At 34.3% G+C, this 18,270-nt stretch carries 15 protein-coding genes; 1 reads left to right on the top strand and 14 read right to left on the bottom strand.

What is annotated here, in order from left to right; translation table 11 throughout:
• The first annotated feature begins 197 nt into the window (after window positions 1-197).
• Window positions 198-911 carry a pseudouridine synthase gene (locus RWO76_RS06435; protein ID WP_314354836.1) on the top strand — a complete coding sequence of 238 codons (714 nt, stop codon included), beginning with the start codon at window positions 198-200 and terminating at the stop codon, window positions 909-911.
• A 47-nt stretch (window positions 912-958) separates the two neighbouring features.
• Here RWO76_RS06435 and RWO76_RS06430 read toward each other — a convergent pair whose 3' ends face one another.
• The 14 genes from RWO76_RS06430 to malQ form a co-directional block, all read right to left on the bottom strand.
• Window positions 959-2,194 (bottom strand): NAD(P)H-dependent oxidoreductase, encoded by a 1,236-nt coding sequence (locus RWO76_RS06430; RefSeq protein ID WP_314354835.1) that lies wholly within the window; start codon window positions 2,192-2,194, stop codon window positions 959-961.
• 27 nt (window positions 2,195-2,221) lie between these two features.
• Window positions 2,222-2,830, bottom strand: a complete 609-nt coding sequence (locus RWO76_RS06425; RefSeq protein WP_314354834.1) for an NADPH-dependent FMN reductase — start codon at window positions 2,828-2,830, stop codon at window positions 2,222-2,224.
• A 26-nt stretch (window positions 2,831-2,856) separates the two neighbouring features.
• Window positions 2,857-3,777, bottom strand: a complete 921-nt coding sequence (locus RWO76_RS06420) for an FAD:protein FMN transferase (protein WP_314354833.1) — start codon at window positions 3,775-3,777, stop codon at window positions 2,857-2,859.
• A gap of 187 nt (window positions 3,778-3,964) precedes the next feature.
• Entirely contained in the window at window positions 3,965-5,818 is a 1,854-nt protein-coding gene (locus tag RWO76_RS06415) for an acyltransferase family protein (protein ID WP_314354832.1), read from the bottom strand.
• A gap of 141 nt (window positions 5,819-5,959) precedes the next feature.
• Window positions 5,960-6,292 (bottom strand): zinc ribbon domain-containing protein YjdM, encoded by a 333-nt coding sequence (locus RWO76_RS06410; protein WP_314354831.1) that lies wholly within the window; start codon window positions 6,290-6,292, stop codon window positions 5,960-5,962.
• A gap of 36 nt (window positions 6,293-6,328) precedes the next feature.
• Entirely contained in the window at window positions 6,329-7,570 is a 1,242-nt protein-coding gene (locus RWO76_RS06405; RefSeq protein WP_314354830.1) for a U32 family peptidase, read from the bottom strand.
• Window positions 7,571-7,580: 10 nt separating this feature from the next.
• Window positions 7,581-8,501: a peptidase U32 family protein gene (locus RWO76_RS06400; protein ID WP_006703604.1), complete on the bottom strand. Its 921-nt coding sequence runs from the start codon at window positions 8,499-8,501 to the stop codon at window positions 7,581-7,583.
• 170 nt (window positions 8,502-8,671) lie between these two features.
• A complete protein-coding gene (gene tuf, locus RWO76_RS06395; protein WP_006703605.1) occupies window positions 8,672-9,859 on the bottom strand; it encodes an elongation factor Tu in 1,188 nt (395 codons plus the stop codon).
• A gap of 160 nt (window positions 9,860-10,019) precedes the next feature.
• Window positions 10,020-12,107, bottom strand: coding sequence for an elongation factor G (gene fusA, locus RWO76_RS06390; RefSeq protein ID WP_006703606.1), 2,088 nt, complete (start codon window positions 12,105-12,107; stop codon window positions 10,020-10,022).
• 71 nt (window positions 12,108-12,178) lie between these two features.
• On the bottom strand, window positions 12,179-12,649 hold the full coding sequence (gene rpsG / locus RWO76_RS06385) for a 30S ribosomal protein S7 (protein WP_006703607.1): 471 nt from the start codon (window positions 12,647-12,649) through the stop codon (window positions 12,179-12,181).
• 61 nt (window positions 12,650-12,710) lie between these two features.
• Window positions 12,711-13,124: a 30S ribosomal protein S12 gene (gene rpsL, locus RWO76_RS06380; RefSeq protein ID WP_005607493.1), complete on the bottom strand. Its 414-nt coding sequence runs from the start codon at window positions 13,122-13,124 to the stop codon at window positions 12,711-12,713.
• Window positions 13,125-13,397: 273 nt separating this feature from the next.
• The gene (gene yaaA / locus RWO76_RS06375; RefSeq protein ID WP_314354829.1) at window positions 13,398-14,117 is read right to left on the bottom strand and encodes a peroxide stress protein YaaA; all 720 of its coding nucleotides are present in this window, start codon (window positions 14,115-14,117) and stop codon (window positions 13,398-13,400) included.
• Window positions 14,118-14,213: 96 nt separating this feature from the next.
• Window positions 14,214-16,475: a glycogen/starch/alpha-glucan phosphorylase gene (locus RWO76_RS06370; protein WP_314354828.1), complete on the bottom strand. Its 2,262-nt coding sequence runs from the start codon at window positions 16,473-16,475 to the stop codon at window positions 14,214-14,216.
• Between the two features lie 25 nt (window positions 16,476-16,500).
• Window positions 16,501-18,021 carry a 4-alpha-glucanotransferase gene (gene malQ, locus RWO76_RS06365; RefSeq protein WP_314354837.1) on the bottom strand — a complete coding sequence of 507 codons (1,521 nt, stop codon included), beginning with the start codon at window positions 18,019-18,021 and terminating at the stop codon, window positions 16,501-16,503.
• Between the last annotated feature and the right edge of the window lie 249 nt (window positions 18,022-18,270).

Below are 18,270 nucleotides of genomic sequence, written 5' to 3'. Positions count from 1 at the left end.
ATCGCGACAACTCCTATATACTATCATAGGTGTTTTTCTCTGTCAACAACTTTTTTCATTTTTTGAAAATTGTTTCAGAGTTATTTTTTGTTGTTTCGCAACAACGTTTAATAATTTATCATAGATATACTTCATCGTCAACCTTTTTTTATAAAATTATGCTATAATTTTTTCGAATATTTATTAAGGAGGTTTTTATGCGTCTGGAGCATTTATTAATGAAGCATTTTGATATTTCTCGAAAGCAAATGAAAAAATTAATTTCTTCTGGTGAAGTACTAATCGATTCAATTCCCGCAACTCATGTAAGTAATAATGTCGATCCTCAAATTCAAGTGATTACCGTTCAAGGAAGTCGAATGGAAGATAACTCCCAAAAGTATTATTTATTAAATAAACCTAAAGGAGTCATCACTGCTACCACCGATTCTCAACTTCCTACAGTTATTGATTTATTTAAAAATGAAAATGTCGAAGGATTATATCCCATTGGTCGATTAGATAGAGATACAGAAGGGCTTTTAATCATTACGAATAACGGACCTTTAGGCTATCGTTTATTAAATCCTATTCAACATATTGAAAAGGAATATTATGTAGAAGTAAATGGGCTTTTAGACGATTCCTGTATTCAGAGATTTTATGATGGAATTATATTTCATGATGGAACGATTTGTAAACCTGCTAAATTATCAATTCTTGAGTCTTCTCCATTCTTTAGTAAAGCTACTGTTACAATTTCAGAAGGAAAGTTTCATCAAATTAAAAAGATGTTTTTATGTGTTGGAGTTAAAGTAACTTTTCTAAGAAGAATTCGTTTTGGTGAATTTCTTTTAGATGAATCTCTTTCCCCGGGTGAGTATCGACCTTTAAATTTTTCCGAACTCCAAATCTTAAAACAATATTTTTAATACTAAAAAAAGGCAAACGAAAATTTCGCTTGCCTTTTTTATTATTTTTAGTTACTTGCACTTGAAGTTGCGTCTGCTTCACCATGACTTGGAGTATCTGATGAAGCTCCTGATGTTGCATCTGCATTTCCATGTGAACCATGTGCTGCTGCAGCTGGAGCATTTCCTCCAACTAAACGTTGACCAGTTGTTTTTAAATACCAATCTAACCATGGTTGGAAGTTGAAGATAATTTCATTAATTCCAGCATATGAACCATCTGGATAGTACATTGCTTGATAATTATGAGTATTAATAACACCTTCTGGTGTTCCAGGTACAATTGTACGAACGTATTCTTGATCACCATTACGTAATACGCCTACAACCCACTCAACGTTTTTCATTCTTGCTGGCGGTAATGAACCATGTACAGTTCCTAATCTGCTACCTGATTGAGCACGTACACGTTTACCAAACATTGTGTTTGGTTCTTGGTGAGCGTTATTATAGTATAAGAATTGGTTGTTGTCATCTGCAAAAGTTAATTCAAACGGCATTGCTTTTAAGAACATATCCAATTGGTTTACTGTTAAGATACCGTGATCTAATTTAACATAAGTATCTCCTGATACTGCACCAACGATTTCTGCTGCTTTTTCAACCCATTCTGGATCATCTGGGTCAACGCCTTGAATAGTAGTTGCAATTGGGTTAGTACAATATAAATCTTCCGGAGCAATTGGTTTTGGTTTTTTCAATTTAGAAACGACCTCCACATATTTTACAAAGTTATCTAAGCAAGATTCTAAGAATTTCACTGTTCCTTCATTCGTGATATTTCCATTAGCATCAAATGCTTCTTTAGCTTTTCCTAATAAGAATTCATTTCCTGGTAATGTATATGCATTCACACCTGGAGCATCTAAAATTTTACGTAAATGTACTTGTGCACGTGATGTTCCTTGATCATGGTATGAAGCACCTACAATCATAACAGGTTTATTTTCAAATGGATGCACTTTAAATGATAGCCATTCTAAAACACTTTTTAGTGATGCTGTAATTGTATGGTTGTGTTCTGGAGTTGCAATGATAACACCGTCAGCACGAGTAATTTTGTTATACAAATAACGTAATTGGAAGCAATCATCCCATTTTTCATCTTGATTGAATACTGGAACTTCATCAATTTCAAGAACTTCTAATTCAAATTTTAATTTAAATTCACGTTGAATGAATTGTAATAATTTACGGTTATATGATAGTTCAGCATTTGAACCTACAATCCCTACAAATTTCATAATGTCTTTTCCTCTCTTATTGTGATATTAAATATTTTCCCAATCAAAGTTTTCTGCTTCTTTATGTAATAAATCTTGTGCACTTCTTAATTTTTGAGTAATTTTCACGAATAAGCGGAAATCATCAAATAATGCATCTAATTTTTTGATTGTATCTAAATCGATTAAATCACCTTTTTTATCAAATGCTTGAAGTGAGTGAGATAATAAGAACTCAGATCCTGGCATAACATTTGCTTTTAATTCTGGAGAGTCCAAAATTTGACGCAATTGTAATTGAGCACGAGAAGATCCTAATGTTCCATAAGATGCTCCTGTAATCATTACTGGTTTATTTAATAATGGATGAATACCATACGATAACCATGCTAATGCGCTCATTAATACAGCTGGAATAGCGTGGTCATATTCTGGAGTACCAATGATTACTCCATCAGCAGCTTCAATTTTAGCAGCAATTTCTGTTACAAGTTCTGGTACTTGTTTATTTGCTGGTTTGTTGAATAATGGAATATCTTTAATTTCCACTAATTCAATTTCAACTTTATCTGCAAAATGTTTTTGCATATATTGTAATAAAGTACGGTTTGTAGAACGTTGTGAGTTTGTTCCTACAAGTGCAATAAATTTTGTCATAATAATTCCTTTCTATACATCTCTGATTAAACGAAATGAATTCCAGATGTATACATCATTTTTTGATTTTTTGTAATCACAAATGCTTCCAGTCCGGGTTGTTGTTCGATTTCTTCAATAATGTCATATGGATTTTGTCCAAACAAACGTGTCGTCCATATTTCGCAATCTACTGATTTTTCAGCAACTATTGTAATACTAACTAGTTCTGTTTCCATTGGATAACCTGTTGTTCGATCAAATATGTGGTGATAAGTTTTGCCATCTACCACTAATTGACGTTCATAAATCCCAGAAGTTACAACAGACGTATCAGATACCTCAATAACTGCAACATGATTTCCTCTGTCTAATGCAGGATTTTGAATTCCAATTCTCCATGGTCTGTGAAAAGTTGGATTTTCACCAATTGTAAGAATATTACCTCCTAAATCAATAATTCCTGATTGAACTCCTTTTTCTATCAAAAATTCTTTTAATTTATCAGCAATATATCCTTTTGCTAACGCTCCTAAATCGATTCTCATCCCTTCTTTTGACAAATAGACTTCTCTATTTAAATCATTTAAGACTATTTCTTCAGGATTTGTTATTTTTAATAACCTTTGAATCTCTTCTTCTGAAGGAAGTTTAGCATCTGAAAAACCAATTCTCCACGTTTGAACTAAAGGGCCAATCGCAATGTTAAGATGACTATTCGCTGCAATACTATGTTTCTTCCCTAACTTAATCAATTCAAACAATTCTGGATGGACTTGAACTGCTTTCTTTCCAGCTTGTAAATTAATCTCCATTAGTTCTGAATCAACATCATTAGCACTGAAACGATTTTTATAAAGATGTAACAGTTGTTCACTCTGTAACAATAAATTCTGTGCATCTTCATGAAAAATCGTTAACGTAATAGAAGCTCCCATTAATCGAAGGCTGTGACTAGCACTTTGCAAACAATTTCCTCTTTCCTTTTGCATTTATCATTAATATACCAAAACCATAATATTTTCTCAAGTCTTTTAGCTCACTCCCTCACATTGCTCATATAAAATAAGTACACATCAAGATATCTGTTTTTTATGTTTCAAAAACAAAAACACCATTAAAATAGTCTATAAACTATTTTAATGATGTTAAATGTTATTCACTCATTTTAATGTGCGTCATAGAATCTAATAAATATTTAGCAAATTCTTCAGCACCTTGATTATTCGGATGAATTTTATCCTCATAAAACCATTCAGCATGATTTTTTGCAAATTCATACCAATCAATGATATGTACATTTGAAAATCTATTTTTAGCTTCATGCAATTGTTGATTTACCTCATTATTCCATTTCACTGGAGCAAAAATCGTTACAAAATACAATTCTCTATCTTCCCCTAATATATGGATATATTCATCTAATTGCTTTTGAGAAAAAGTACCATTAGTTCCTAAAACAGTAACAACTTTATCAGCCATTTTCCCCTTAGAAATTACCTCTTTTAAAGTTGCAGGACTAGAATATAATTGTCTTCCTACCTTTCCATCAATAATCGCTTTAGGGAATAATTCTTGAACTTTATCTGCTGCCGCCAATAAAATAGAATCCCCAATAAAAGTCACTGTTTCCTGAGCTATTTGTTCTTTCAATTCAATTTTTTTATTTGGATTAACCGTTGTGCTTTCTTCTTGCGTCGTTTGCTCAATCAATTCTTGATTTCGCTTAATAACACTTTCCAACTGCTGTGCTACTAAATTGTTTTCTTTCGAAGATTGGAAAAATCCAACAAATGCTAACCCTATTAAAATAACATAAGTAAATGAAAATACTATCCCTATCATTTTCTTAACGGGTGATAAATCATTCACAGTAAACTGATAAATACTTCTTAAGCTAAACGATTGCCCAAAAGGCACTAACCATTTTTTCGTTTCAAAAACCTTATAAGTTACTTCTGCTAATACTACAATACAGAAAATTTGAACACTTAAATAAATTAAATTAGATTCTTCTCCTCTTTGAAAATATGGAGCAAACATATGCACTGGATAAAACCATAAATAATAAGAAAAACTTCTTCTCCCAAAAATCGTAAATCCTCTAAATCGTAAAAAATAGTTCAATGCAGAATTTTCATATAAGATACTCCATAAAAAGATAACAGAAACAATAGAAAATAATTGCATCCCATACAAATAAGTTTCATCCTGCACACCGTTAAATTTTAACGTCATCCACCCCATTAATAAGAGACTTATAATTCCTAGTAATTGAGTACACAATAATACAAAATTGTTTTTCGGCAAAGATAGAGATAGTTTTCCTTCAGTAAAATAACTTAAAACTCCTCCTAATAAAAACGAAAAAATTCTTGTTGAAATTGCATAATAAATATACGAAGGATCTTTTTGTATGACATACATTCCACTCATTAACACTGCTGAAAAAATACTTAGAATTAATAATACTAAACTTTCTTGCATTCGTAATAAATTTAAACGATTAAATATTTTCCTAATACCAACGGATATAAATATTAATTGTAAATAAAGGGATACATACCATAAATGAACAAATGGACTTGGATTAATCGATTGTACAAAATAAGATTGTTGATTAATAATTTGATAGTAATTATTGAAAAATACTAAAGACGATAATGACATCATTCGAACATTTTTTAACTGTTCTGGTAATGCAATAAATAAAAATGCTACCGTCCCAATAATCATAAATAACATCGGAAGCCATAATCGAGATAGTTTTGATGACAAATGCCATTCTACTGGTTTTTTATGAAACAAATGCTTATTATCACGAAATGCTAAATATCCACCTATCGCAAAAAATGCATTTACCGCAAAAAAACCACCTGGCAAATAATTTTGAAAATAATAATACCCTATAATTGCAAGAATCATCATTCCTTTAAAACCATCAAGGGCTGCTACACGTTTATATTTAGAATTATTTTGAGATTCTTGCATCACATTTTGTTGAGCCACGTGAAATTTTCCATCCTTTAACTTATATTCCTCTTCATTATATTCTCTAGAAAAATTTCCGTCAAACCTCTTTTGAAATATTTTGTAGATTTTTAAGAAATCATAAAAAGCTGAGGATTTCTCCTCAGCTTTGCTATTGAATTAGATTTTTTTTACGAATTCAGACTTTAATTTCATCGCACCAAAACCATCAATTTTACAATCAATATTGTGGTCTCCTTCTACGATACGAATATTTTTTACACGAGTTCCTTGTTTAATATCTTTTGGAGCACCTTTAACTTTTAAATCTTTAATCACTGTTACAGTATCTCCATTTTCTAAACGATTTCCATTTGCATCGATGGCAACTACTCCATCTTCTTCTAGTTCTTGGCCTTGCTCCCATTCATAAGCACATTCTGGACAAACTAATAATACACCATCTTCATATGTGTATTCTGAATTACACTTTGGACAATTTGGTAATGACATAATCGTCTCCTTTCTCAATTTTTATTTGTATCTATTTTACCTTCTTTTTCGAATCATGTCTAATGGTTTCACTGGTTCAGTTACTTTCATCTTACAAATCATCATTGCATGAGGAGCTGCTTCGATTTCTTCACCATTTTCATCCCATAAAATTGTTAATACTTCTTCATGATGACGCATACCTGGTCCATAAAACTCAATATGATCTCCAACTTTAAAGTTATTTCTTTGTTGAATGGTAGCAATTTGAGTTTCTGGGTCATATTCTAACACTTGGCCTACGAAGGCATATTGCGGAATTTGACGACGAGCACCAAATAATTGTTCTTCTTCTGTAGGAATTTGATAATAGAATCCTGTTGCTAACTCACGTTGAGCTGCTTTCCATAATTCATCTACCCATTCTTGTTTACATACATAATTATCTGGATCTTCACAATAACTATCTACTGCAGCACGGTATACATTTGCCACTGTTGAAACATAGTGAATAGACTTCATACGTCCTTCAATTTTCAAGCTATCTACTCCAGCTTCAATTAAATCTGGTAAGTTATGAATCATTGATAAGTCGACCGCACTCATAGAGAATTTTTCTTCGATACCTTCTTCACCAGCACCAACCATATTTTTCTCATTCGCAAATGGCATATCAAACAAACCATATTTCCAACGACAAGATTGAGCACAACCTCCACGGTTTGCATCACGACGTACCATGTGATTAGATAATACACAACGACCTGAATAAGAAATACACATTGCACCATGAATGAATGCTTCAATTTCAACATCCACTTTTTCTTGCATTTCTTGAATTTCTGCCATAGAAACTTCGCGTGCTAAAACGACACGCTCTAACCCTTCATCTTTCCAGAAGTTTAATGTTTCCCAGTTTGCTGCAGAAGCTTGTGTTGAAAGGTGAATTGGTAATCCAGGAGCTTCTGAAGCACAAATATCCATTAATGCCATATCACTGATAATCGCAGCGTCAATTCCAAGGTCGCGAACTGTACGGAAAAATTCTCCCGCACCTTTTTCGTCTCCTTCATGAGTAACCATGTTCGCTGCAATATATACTTTAGCATTATGGCTATGCGCAAATTCTACTGCCTCTTTCATTTCTTCGAAATCAAAGTTCCCTGCACGACTTCTTAGTCCGTAAGCTTCTCCTCCTAAGAATACTGCATCTGCACCATATAAAATGGCTGTTTTTAATTTTTCAAGTGTTCCTGCTGGAGCAAGAACTTCTGGTTTTTTCAAAATTTTTCTTCCCATTTGTCTCCTCCTATTTCACATCTTCTGGATTTAAAATATAAAATCCTGCGTCTAAACCACGTTGTTCTGGATGAAGTTCTCTTACTTGTAATTCTAAGCTAGCACTCTTTTCAACTGTCCAAGTACCTGCTTCGATTTCTTTACGGGCATTATCAAATAATTGAACCACTTTAACAAAGTTATCGCCAGGAGTTAAAACTCCATCAAATTTCCATTGAGGAACACCCATTTGACTTAATTCTAATAAGTAAGGAGCAAGAGAAACATCATTATTCGCGAAAATATGAGTCCCATTAATGTCTTGATAGATTGAATAATGAGAATCTTCATCTGCAGGTTCACTCACGAACAACCCACGTTTTTTCTCAACACTTTCTTCTTTCTCAATATAGTTAAAGTAATTTTGTAATAATGGACGTTTAGAATGATGGATACATGTTGCACCATAAACTAACACTTCAATTGGAACTTCCACTTGGCTTGCTAAAATTTCCATTTCTGCTCTTGGAATTTCTCTAGCAATCACTGCACCTATCGCTCCACGTTTAGCCCAAAAATTAACTTGTCTGCTACTTGTTACTAACACAGCAGCGTCATAATAATAAGGAATTGAATATTCTGGGTTCTTCATAATTTGAACAACACCAGGATCTCCTACTGTAATCATATCTACATTAATAGATTTTAAAAATTGTAAATATTCCGGAACTTTTGCAATTCCTTCATTATGAAAAATCGCATTCACCGCTACATTTACTTTTTTACCATAGCGATGTGCTAATTCTGTTAATTCTTTTTGTTCATCTCGTGAAAACGACATTGGTAATCTTAAACCAAATAAGTCTTCACCAAAGCACAATACATCTACTCCTGCTTCAAGTAGTGCTTGCGCTTGTTGGATTGATTCAACTGTTGCAATCAGCTCTATCATTCCAAACGCCTCCTATTCTTTCATTAAAATATACTGATATAGAGTAGCATAAAATTCAAAATATCGCTACCCAAAACTAGCAATCTAGAATGAGAACAGTTTTCAATTAGAATTTTTATATAAAAAAAATCCTCCCATAAAGGGAGGATTGAAAATCAATTTAATAAAAATTATTTTTCGATAGAAGCTACGATTCCAGCACCTACAGTACGTCCACCTTCACGGATAGAGAACTTAGTACCATCTTCGATCGCAACTGGGTGAATTAATTCAACTTCCATAGTTACGTTGTCACCAGGCATTACCATTTCAGTACCTTCTGGTAACACACAAACACCAGTGATGTCTGTTGTACGGAAATAGAATTGAGGACGGTAGTTAGAGAAGAATGGAGTGTGACGTCCGCCTTCTTCTTTAGTTAATACGTAAACCTCTGCTTTGAATTTTGTATGTGGAGTGATTGTTCCTGGTTTAGAAAGAACTTGTCCACGTTCGATGTTGTCACGTGTAACACCACGTAATAATGTACCAATGTTATCCCCAGCTTCAGCGTAGTCTAACAATTTACGGAACATTTCAACACCTGTAACAGTTGTTTTAGAAGTTTCTTCAGAAATACCAACGATTTCTACTTCGTCACCAACACGAACTTGTCCACGTTCAACACGTCCTGTAGCTACAGTACCACGACCAGTGATTGAGAATACGTCTTCGACTGGCATCATGAATGGTTTGTCAGTGTCACGTTCTGGAGTTGGGATATATTCGTCAACAGCAGCCATTAATTCTAAGATTTTTTCTTCGTAAGATGCATCGCCTTCTAAAGCGCGTAAAGCAGAACCTGCAACAACTGGAGTGTCATCGCCTGGGAAATCGTATTCTGATAATAAGTCACGAACTTCCATTTCTACTAATTCTAATAATTCTTCATCGTCAACCATGTCAACTTTGTTTAAGAATACAACGATGTAAGGAACACCTACTTGACGTGATAATAAGATGTGTTCACGTGTTTGAGGCATTGGACCGTCAGCTGCAGATACTACTAAGATAGCACCGTCCATTTGAGCAGCACCAGTGATCATGTTTTTAACGTAGTCCGCGTGTCCTGGGCAGTCAACGTGAGCATAGTGACGAGTGTCAGTTTCATACTCAACGTGAGCAGTGTTGATAGTGATACCACGTTCGCGTTCTTCTGGAGCTTTATCGATTGAACCGTAATCTTGAGCTTGTGCGAAACCTTTCTTAGCTAAAACAGTTGTGATAGCTGCAGTTAAAGTTGTTTTACCGTGGTCAACGTGGCCAATTGTACCAATGTTAACGTGTGGTTTTGAGCGGTCAAATTTTTCTTTTGCCATTTTAAATAATTCCTCCTAAATGTTTGAGTATTTTTGTTAGATTCTATAACAGTATCTACCGATTTGAATTATACCAAAGAATACCTATAAAAATCAACTGGTTACACTAGGTAACCAGTCGACCTAGATTCTTTGATGAAGTTGCGTTTTTAGCGATTCATTATTCGCCATTTCCGCCATTTTTCTTAATGATTTCTTCTGCAATGCTCTTAGGAACATCTTCGTAGTGGTCGAATGTCATTGAGAATGTACCACGACCTTGTGTTGCAGAACGTAATGTAGTTGCGTAACCGAACATTTCTGATAAAGGAATCATACCTTTAACGATTTGTGCATTACCACGAACTTCAGAACCTTCAACGCGTCCACGACGAGCGTTAACGTGACCCATTACATCTCCGAAGTATTCTTCTGGAACTGTAATTTCTACAGCCATCATTGGTTCTAAGATAGATGGTTGTGCTTTCTTAGCAGCAGCTTTCAATGCCATTGAAGCAGCAACTTTGAAGGCAGTTTCTGATGAATCGACATCATGGTAGCTTCCATCATATAATTTAGCTTTGATGTCAACTAATGGATAACCAGCTAATACCCCGTTTTCCATAGCATCTTTCAATCCTGCTTCTACAGCTGGGATGTATTCACGAGGAACTACCCCACCGACGATAGCATTTTCGAATTCGAATCCAGCACCTTCTTCGTTAGGAGCAAATTCAATCCATACGTGACCGTATTGACCTTTACCACCTGATTGACGAACGAATTTACCTTCTGCTTGAGTAGAAGCACGGAATGTTTCACGGTAAGATACTTGAGGAGCACCTACGTTAGCTTCTACTTTGAATTCACGACGCATACGGTCTACGATGATATCCAAGTGTAACTCACCCATACCAGCGATAACTGTTTCACCAGTTTCTTGGTTAGTGTAAGCACGGAATGTTGGGTCTTCTTCAGCAAGTTTTTGTAATGCAATACCCATTTTATCTTGGTCAGCTTTTGATTTTGGTTCAATCGCTACTTCGATAACTGGATCAGGGAATTCCATAGACTCTAAGATAACTTCTGCTTTTTCATCACATAATGTGTCCCCAGTAGTTGTATCTTTAAGACCTACTGCTGCAGCGATATCTCCTGAGAATACTTCAGGAATTTCTTGACGTGAGTTAGCGTGCATTTGTAAGATACGTCCTACACGTTCACGTTTACCTTTAGTTGAGTTTTTAACATATGAACCTGATTGTAAAGTACCAGAGTACACACGGAAGAATGTTAAACGACCTACGAATGGGTCAGTCATAACTTTAAATGCTAATGCTGAGAATGGTTCTTCATCTGAAGAGTGACGTTCTACTTCTGCATCAGTGTTAGGGTCAATCCCTTTAATAGCTGGTACGTCTAATGGTGATGGTAAGTAGTCAACTACTGCATCTAACATTAATTGTACCCCTTTGTTTTTGAAAGCTGATCCACATAATACTGGGTAGAATTCAGCAGCACATGTAGCTTTACGGATAGCTGCTTTTAATTCTTCTTGTGAAATTTCGTCGCCTTCTAAATAGCGTTCCATTAATTCTTCATCAGTTTCAGCTACTGCTTCCACTAATTTTTCACGCCATTCTTCAGCTAAATCTTGTAAATCTTCAGGGATATCTGTTTCTTGGATATCTGTACCTAAGTCATTTGTATAGATTTCAGCTTTCATTTTAATTAAATCGATGATACCTGAAAACTCATCTTCAGCACCGATTGGTAATTGAATTGGGTGAGCATTTGCTTGTAAACGTTCATGAATTGTACGTACAGAATATAAGAAGTCTGCACCAATTTTGTCCATTTTGTTAGCAAATACGATACGAGGAACACCATATGTTGTAGCTTGACGCCATACAGTTTCTGTTTGAGGTTCAACCCCAGACTGTGCATCAAGTACCGCTACAGCTCCATCTAATACACGTAGAGAACGTTCTACTTCAACTGTGAAGTCCACGTGCCCTGGTGTGTCAATGATGTTAATACGGTGACCTTTCCATTGTGCTGTTGTAGCAGCAGATGTGATAGTGATACCACGTTCTTGTTCTTGTTCCATCCAGTCCATTTGTGAAGCACCTTCGTGAGTTTCACCAATTTTATGGATTTTACCAGTGTAATAAAGTACACGCTCAGTTGTTGTAGTTTTACCTGCGTCAATGTGAGCCATGATACCGATATTACGCGTGTTTTCAAGAGTAAATTCTCTCTTTGCCATCTTCGTTCTACACCTCTTTATTTAATGATTATTTTATGCATAGATTAAAAAGCCCGAAGGCTTTTTGAATCTTACCAACGATAGTGAGCAAACGCTTTGTTTGCTTCTGCCATTTTATGAGTATCTTCACGTTTTTTAACAGAAGCTCCTGAGTTGTTCGCTGCATCCATGATTTCACGAGCTAAACGAACTTCCATAGTGTCTTCACCACGTAAGCGTGAGTAGTTTACTAACCAACGTAAACCTAATGTAGTACGACGGTCTGAACGAACTTCAACTGGTACTTGATAGTTAGAACCACCAACACGGCGAGCTTTAACTTCTAATACTGGCATAATGTTCTTCATAGCTTGATCGAACACTTCCATTGGATCATTTCCAGTTTGTTCTTTAACGATGTCAAATGCATTGTATAAAATTGTTGCTGCTTTACCACGTTTACCATCTACCATTAAACGGTTGATTAAACGAGTAACTAATTTTGAATTATAAATTGGATCAGGCAAAACATCACGTTTTGCGACAGGACCTTTACGAGGCATTTATAATCCTCCTTTCATCATTTTGAGTTATTGTTATTGTTTATTATTTTATTAACCTAAATTATTTTTTAGGACGTTTTGTACCGTATTTAGAACGACCTTGCATACGGTTGTTAACTCCAGCAGTGTCTAAAGCACCACGGATGATGTGGTAACGTACCCCTGGTAAGTCTTTTACACGTCCACCACGGATTAATACTACGCTGTGTTCTTGTAAGTTGTGACCGATACCTGGAATGTACGCAGTTACTTCGATTAAGTTTGATAAACGTACACGGGCATATTTACGTAACGCTGAGTTAGGTTTTTTAGGTGTCATAGTACCTACACGAGTACATACACCACGTTTTTGTGGAGAGTTTGTATTCGTTTGTGATTTTTTAAAGCTGTTATATCCTTTACCTAACGCTGGAGAAGCTGATTTCTCAACTGCTGATTTACGAGGTTTACGGACTAATTGGTTAATTGTTGGCATTTAGCTCTTCCTCCTTCCCTATCGGGTTCTTCTTGGTCCACACATCCTGGTGGTCCATTTTTTTGTAAAAATTAAAAGACACATCAATGTCTCTCTCAGTGGCCTTTTTACCAGTCAGCACGACTGATATGATTTCTAATCAGGAATCAGGTATAAAAGCACCTTTGACATAGTAACATAATTATTCAAGTTCGTCAATGGGTGTAGACTATTTCTTTTTATAGTTTTTGTGTATATTCTAAACCGTTTTTCGAATAGAGATTATACTCTATTTTAAACTTCTTTTACAAAGCAATAGTGATTTTCTTTTGAAATTGATTCATCAAATGTATATCCATCTACATCAAAATTTCGCAACTCAGCTTTATCTTGAATTTGATGAAGCACTATCCAAGCTGCCATTTTTCCTCTAGCTTTTTTTGAAATAGTAGAATGTTGTTTTAATGCCCCTTCTTTTTTCTCATAAAAGTCAACATCTACCCAATCATATTGTTTTTTATTAAATAACGAAGAAAACTCACTGCTTGCTAAATTGACGATGCATTCTTCTTTTTCAAAAGAACTTACAATTCGTTCTTTCCAATATTTTTTCAAAGTTTCTCCTTCGACTTTTAAATTCATCGTTAAATCTAAGCGATACGGCTTCACACATTCATCTGGACTGATTGCTCCATATAATGCTGAAAGAATTCTAAGATGTTGCACTGCATAAGCTTTATGTTCTTTCCAATCAGCTACTTGCTTAAAACTACGGAATGCTAATCCTTGATATAAATCCATTGCATGATAAGTAATACTTTCTTGAAACTTTTGAATTTTATCCCAATTTTCTTCTAATAAAGCATCACTTACTTTCAATAATTTCTTTAGTTCTTCCTTACTATAATTCGCTAATACAGATACAATTTTTTGACTATCTTCCGTTAACCCCCAATCTTTTTGCACAGGTACATCTGTTGCCATTTCTTTTGCAGGTGACATAATAACTTTCATTAGATCTTCCTTTCCATTTCAATTTATTTTATTCTAACTCAAAAAAGGAGCAAGAAACAACTCTCGTTATTTCTTACTCCTTCATTTTTTGTTCTATTAGTTTAATTTCCAAATGTCACGGTTGTAATCTTCGATTGTACGGTCACTTGAGAAGAAACCAGCCATTGCAATATTTGTAATTACTTTTGCAATCCAATTTTCACGATCATGATAATCTACTAACATACGTTCTTTTGTTTGGATATAGTCTTCTAAGTCTAATAAAGTCATGAACCAGTCTTTATTTCTTAATTCATTGAATAATCTTTCAAGACGTTCTCTATTTCCTAATGATACTAAAGCGTCACTTACGATAAAGTCTACTAATGGACGAATCGCTTCTCTTTCATAGTATGAGTATGAATGGTAATCACTATTTTCATAATGTTTAATAACAGTGTCGCTATCTTCACCAAAGACATAAATGTTTTCATCTCCAACTAATTCGTGGATTTCCACATTCGCTCCGTCTAATGTTCCTAATGTTAAAGCACCATTTAACATGAATTTCATATTTCCTGTTCCACTTGCTTCTTTTGAAGCTAATGAAATTTGCTCTGAGATATCTGCTGCAGGAATTAAATGAGTTGCTGCAGTAACATTGTAGTTTTCTACCATCACAACTTGTAAGTGTGGGCTTACTTCTGGGTCATTTGCAATTAATTCAGATAAACATAAAATTAAATGAATAATATCTTGCGCAATGACATAGGCAGGAGCAGCTTTTCCTCCAAAGATAATTGTGATTGGTTTTGCAGGAATGTTTCCATTTTTAATGTCTAAGTATTTGTAAATTACATATAATGCATTCATTTGTTGACGTTTGTATTCGTGCATACGTTTAATTTGAACGTCAAAAATTGAATCTTCTTTCACTGTTACACCTTGGTGTTCTTGTAAGAAGTGTTTCAAACGTAATTTATTGTTACGTTTAATCCCTTTTAATGTTTCTTGGAATTCTAAATCATGCGTATGAGCTTTTAACGCTTCTAATTTTGTTGCATCATGACGATATTCTTTTCCAATTGTACGATCTAATAATTTTGCTAATTCTGGGTTAGCGTGTAATAACCAACGACGGAAAGTAATACCGTTTGTTTTGTTATTGAATTTCTCTGGATAAATTTCATAGAAATTCTTCAATTCGCTTTGTTTTAAAATTTCTGTATGCAATGCTGCTACACCATTTACGCTATATCCATAGTGGATATCCATATTCGCCATGTGAACACGGTTATGTTCGTCAATAATGGCTACACTTGCATCATCAAATTGAGCTCTTACACGAGCATCTAATTCTTTAATAATTGGCACTAAGTGAGGTACTACTTGTTCTAAGTAATGTAAAGGCCATTTTTCTAATGCTTCTGCTAAAATTGTGTGGTTTGTATAAGCCGTCATTGAGCGAACAATTTCAACTGCTTCATCAAATTCAATTCCACGTTCGCCTAATAAACGAATTAATTCTGGGATTACCATTGATGGGTGAGTATCATTAATTTGAACTGTTGCATATTCTGCTAAGTCATGTAAGTTACTTCCTTTAGCAACTGCTTCATCTAATAATAATTGAGCTCCGTTACTTACCATGAAGTATTGTTGGTAAATACGTAATAATTCACCTTGCTCATCACTGTCATCTGGATATAAGAATAATGTTAAGTTTTCAGCAATTTTTGTTTTATCAAATGTGATTGAATCATCATGCACTAATGATTCATCAATTGTATCTACATCAAATAAATGTAATTGGTTTTTATGAGATTGTTCATACCCTAAAACATCAATATTGAACATTTTTGATTTCAATGTAAAGTTTGCAAATGGCACTTCGTATGAAACAGAAGTTGGAACTAACCAACTATCTGGAGTTAACCAGTTATTTGGCACTGCATTTTGTTGATTATCTTTGAATTTTTGTTCAAATAATCCAAAGTGATAATTTAATCCAACTCCATCTCCTGCTAAACCAAGAGTTGCGATAGAGTCTAAGAAACATGCTGCTAAACGACCTAATCCGCCGTTTCCTAATGATGGTTCTAATTCAATTTCTTCGATTTCTGCTAAAGTATGACCTTCAGCTTCTAATTCTTCCTTAACTTCATCATAAATTCCTAAGTTGATTAAATTATTTGACAACAATTTACCAATTAAAAATTCTGCAGAAATGTAATATACTTTTTTCTTTCCTTCATTTGATGGTAATGCTGCGCTTTTTTCTTTTGTATAATGTAATAAAGCTACATATACTTCTTCTTTTGAACATTCTCCTAATGATTTATGATAATTACTTTCTACATATTGTTTTAATGTTTGCATTTTTGTCTCCTTCTATTTGTTAACCCTACAACTGTTCGTTTGAACGATCATACAATTCTGTAATCTCTAATAGGAAATCTTCCACTTCTTGTGTAATATCTCCTTCTTGCATTCTCCACACCCAATTTCCACCAAGAGTGCTTGGAATATTCATACGAGCTGTTGTATCTAATTGTAATAAATCTTGCATTGTTGCAATGGTCATCTTACTTACTGAACCGTATAGACTTCTTAACATAGCATAACTGATTGGTTCTTCTGTACGGTTTAAATAACGATTACAGAAATCGCGTTCTTCCTCTGATGCAGAATCATACCATCCTAGTACTGTATCATTGTCATGCGTTCCTGTGTAAGAAACAGAATTTACTGGATAATAATGAGGTAAATCAGTGCTACTTGGCTCTGAACCCATAAATCCAAATTCTAAAATTTTCATTCCAGGGAAACCAGTCGCTTCTCGCAATTCAATAACTGCATCATCCATAAACCCTAAATCTTCAGCAATAATCGGTAAATCACCAAGTTCATTTTTCACCGCTTCAAACAAGTCAAATCCTGGACCTTTTACCCATTCACCACCAGTAGCATCTGTTGCACCTGCTGGAATTTCCCAGTAAGCTGCAAATCCACGGAAGTGGTCAATTCTGACTACATCAAACAATTCAAAGCTCGCTTTCAATCGTTTAATCCACCAAGTAAAGCCGTCTAACTTCATCGCTCTCCAATTATAAATTGGATTTCCCCATAATTGTCCTAATGGTGAGAAGCCATCTGGCGGGCAACCTGCTACACAAGCAGCATTTCCAACTTCATCTGTTTTAAAGTAATGAGGGGTAGCCCACATTTCTACACTATCTTCGGCTACATAAATCGGCATATCTCCAATAATTTGAATATGATGTTCATTCGCATATTGTTTTAATGCTTTCCATTGTTTATCAAATAAATATTGAGTCACACGATGATACTCTAATTTATCTGCTAATTTTTCACGATAAGTAGCTAAAGCTTCAGGTTTACGACGTTTAATATCTTCATCAGTCCATTTTGACCAACTCTTCATATCAAAACTCTCTTTAATCGCCATATACTCAGCAAATGGTTCTAACCATTCTGCTTTTTCTTCCACAAAACGATGGTAATCTGTTAAATCTTCTTTTTCTAAGAAACGTTGAACAACTTTTTCTAAAATAGGTCTTCTTTTTTCATAAATCAAAGCATAATCAACAGTAGTAGAATCATCTCCCCAATTTCCTGCTAATTCATCTTGACTTAATAAACCTTCTTTTAGAAAAGTATCAAAATCTAAAAAATGTGTATTCCCAGCAAATGCTGAAAATGATTGGTATGGCGAATCTCCATAACTAGTTGTTCCTAATGGTAAAATTTGCCAATAAGTTTGCTTACTACGTACTAAAAAATCAACAAAATCGTAAGCAGATTTTCCAAATGAACCAATTCCATATTTCCCTGGTAAAGATGAAATATGCATTAATACACCAGATTGTCTTTCCTTCATAAGTATTACTCCTCTTTTCTTTATTAATTTTAGATACGTAGTTTTCCAAATTACGCAACCGTTTGCCTTTAATACTATTAGAAAAAAAATAAAAATGCAAGTACAAATTCAATTTTTTATAAAAACATTTTACATGAAAATCGCTTATTTTTCCACTTTTTACCTATTTATATGATATTCGTATATAATCCCAAAACTACACAAAAAAATGTAAACGCTAAATTTTTTTTATTTTTTTATAAAAAAAGTCTTGCAAACGATTTCTGAAAGGGG

It is taken from the genome of uncultured Granulicatella sp. (genome assembly GCF_963521425.1).
In the GTDB taxonomy this organism is placed as follows: Bacteria; Bacillota; Bacilli; order Lactobacillales; family Aerococcaceae; genus Granulicatella.
The sequence above is the reverse complement of the archived record's forward strand: the minus strand, read 5'-3'. Positions and strand labels throughout refer to the sequence as shown.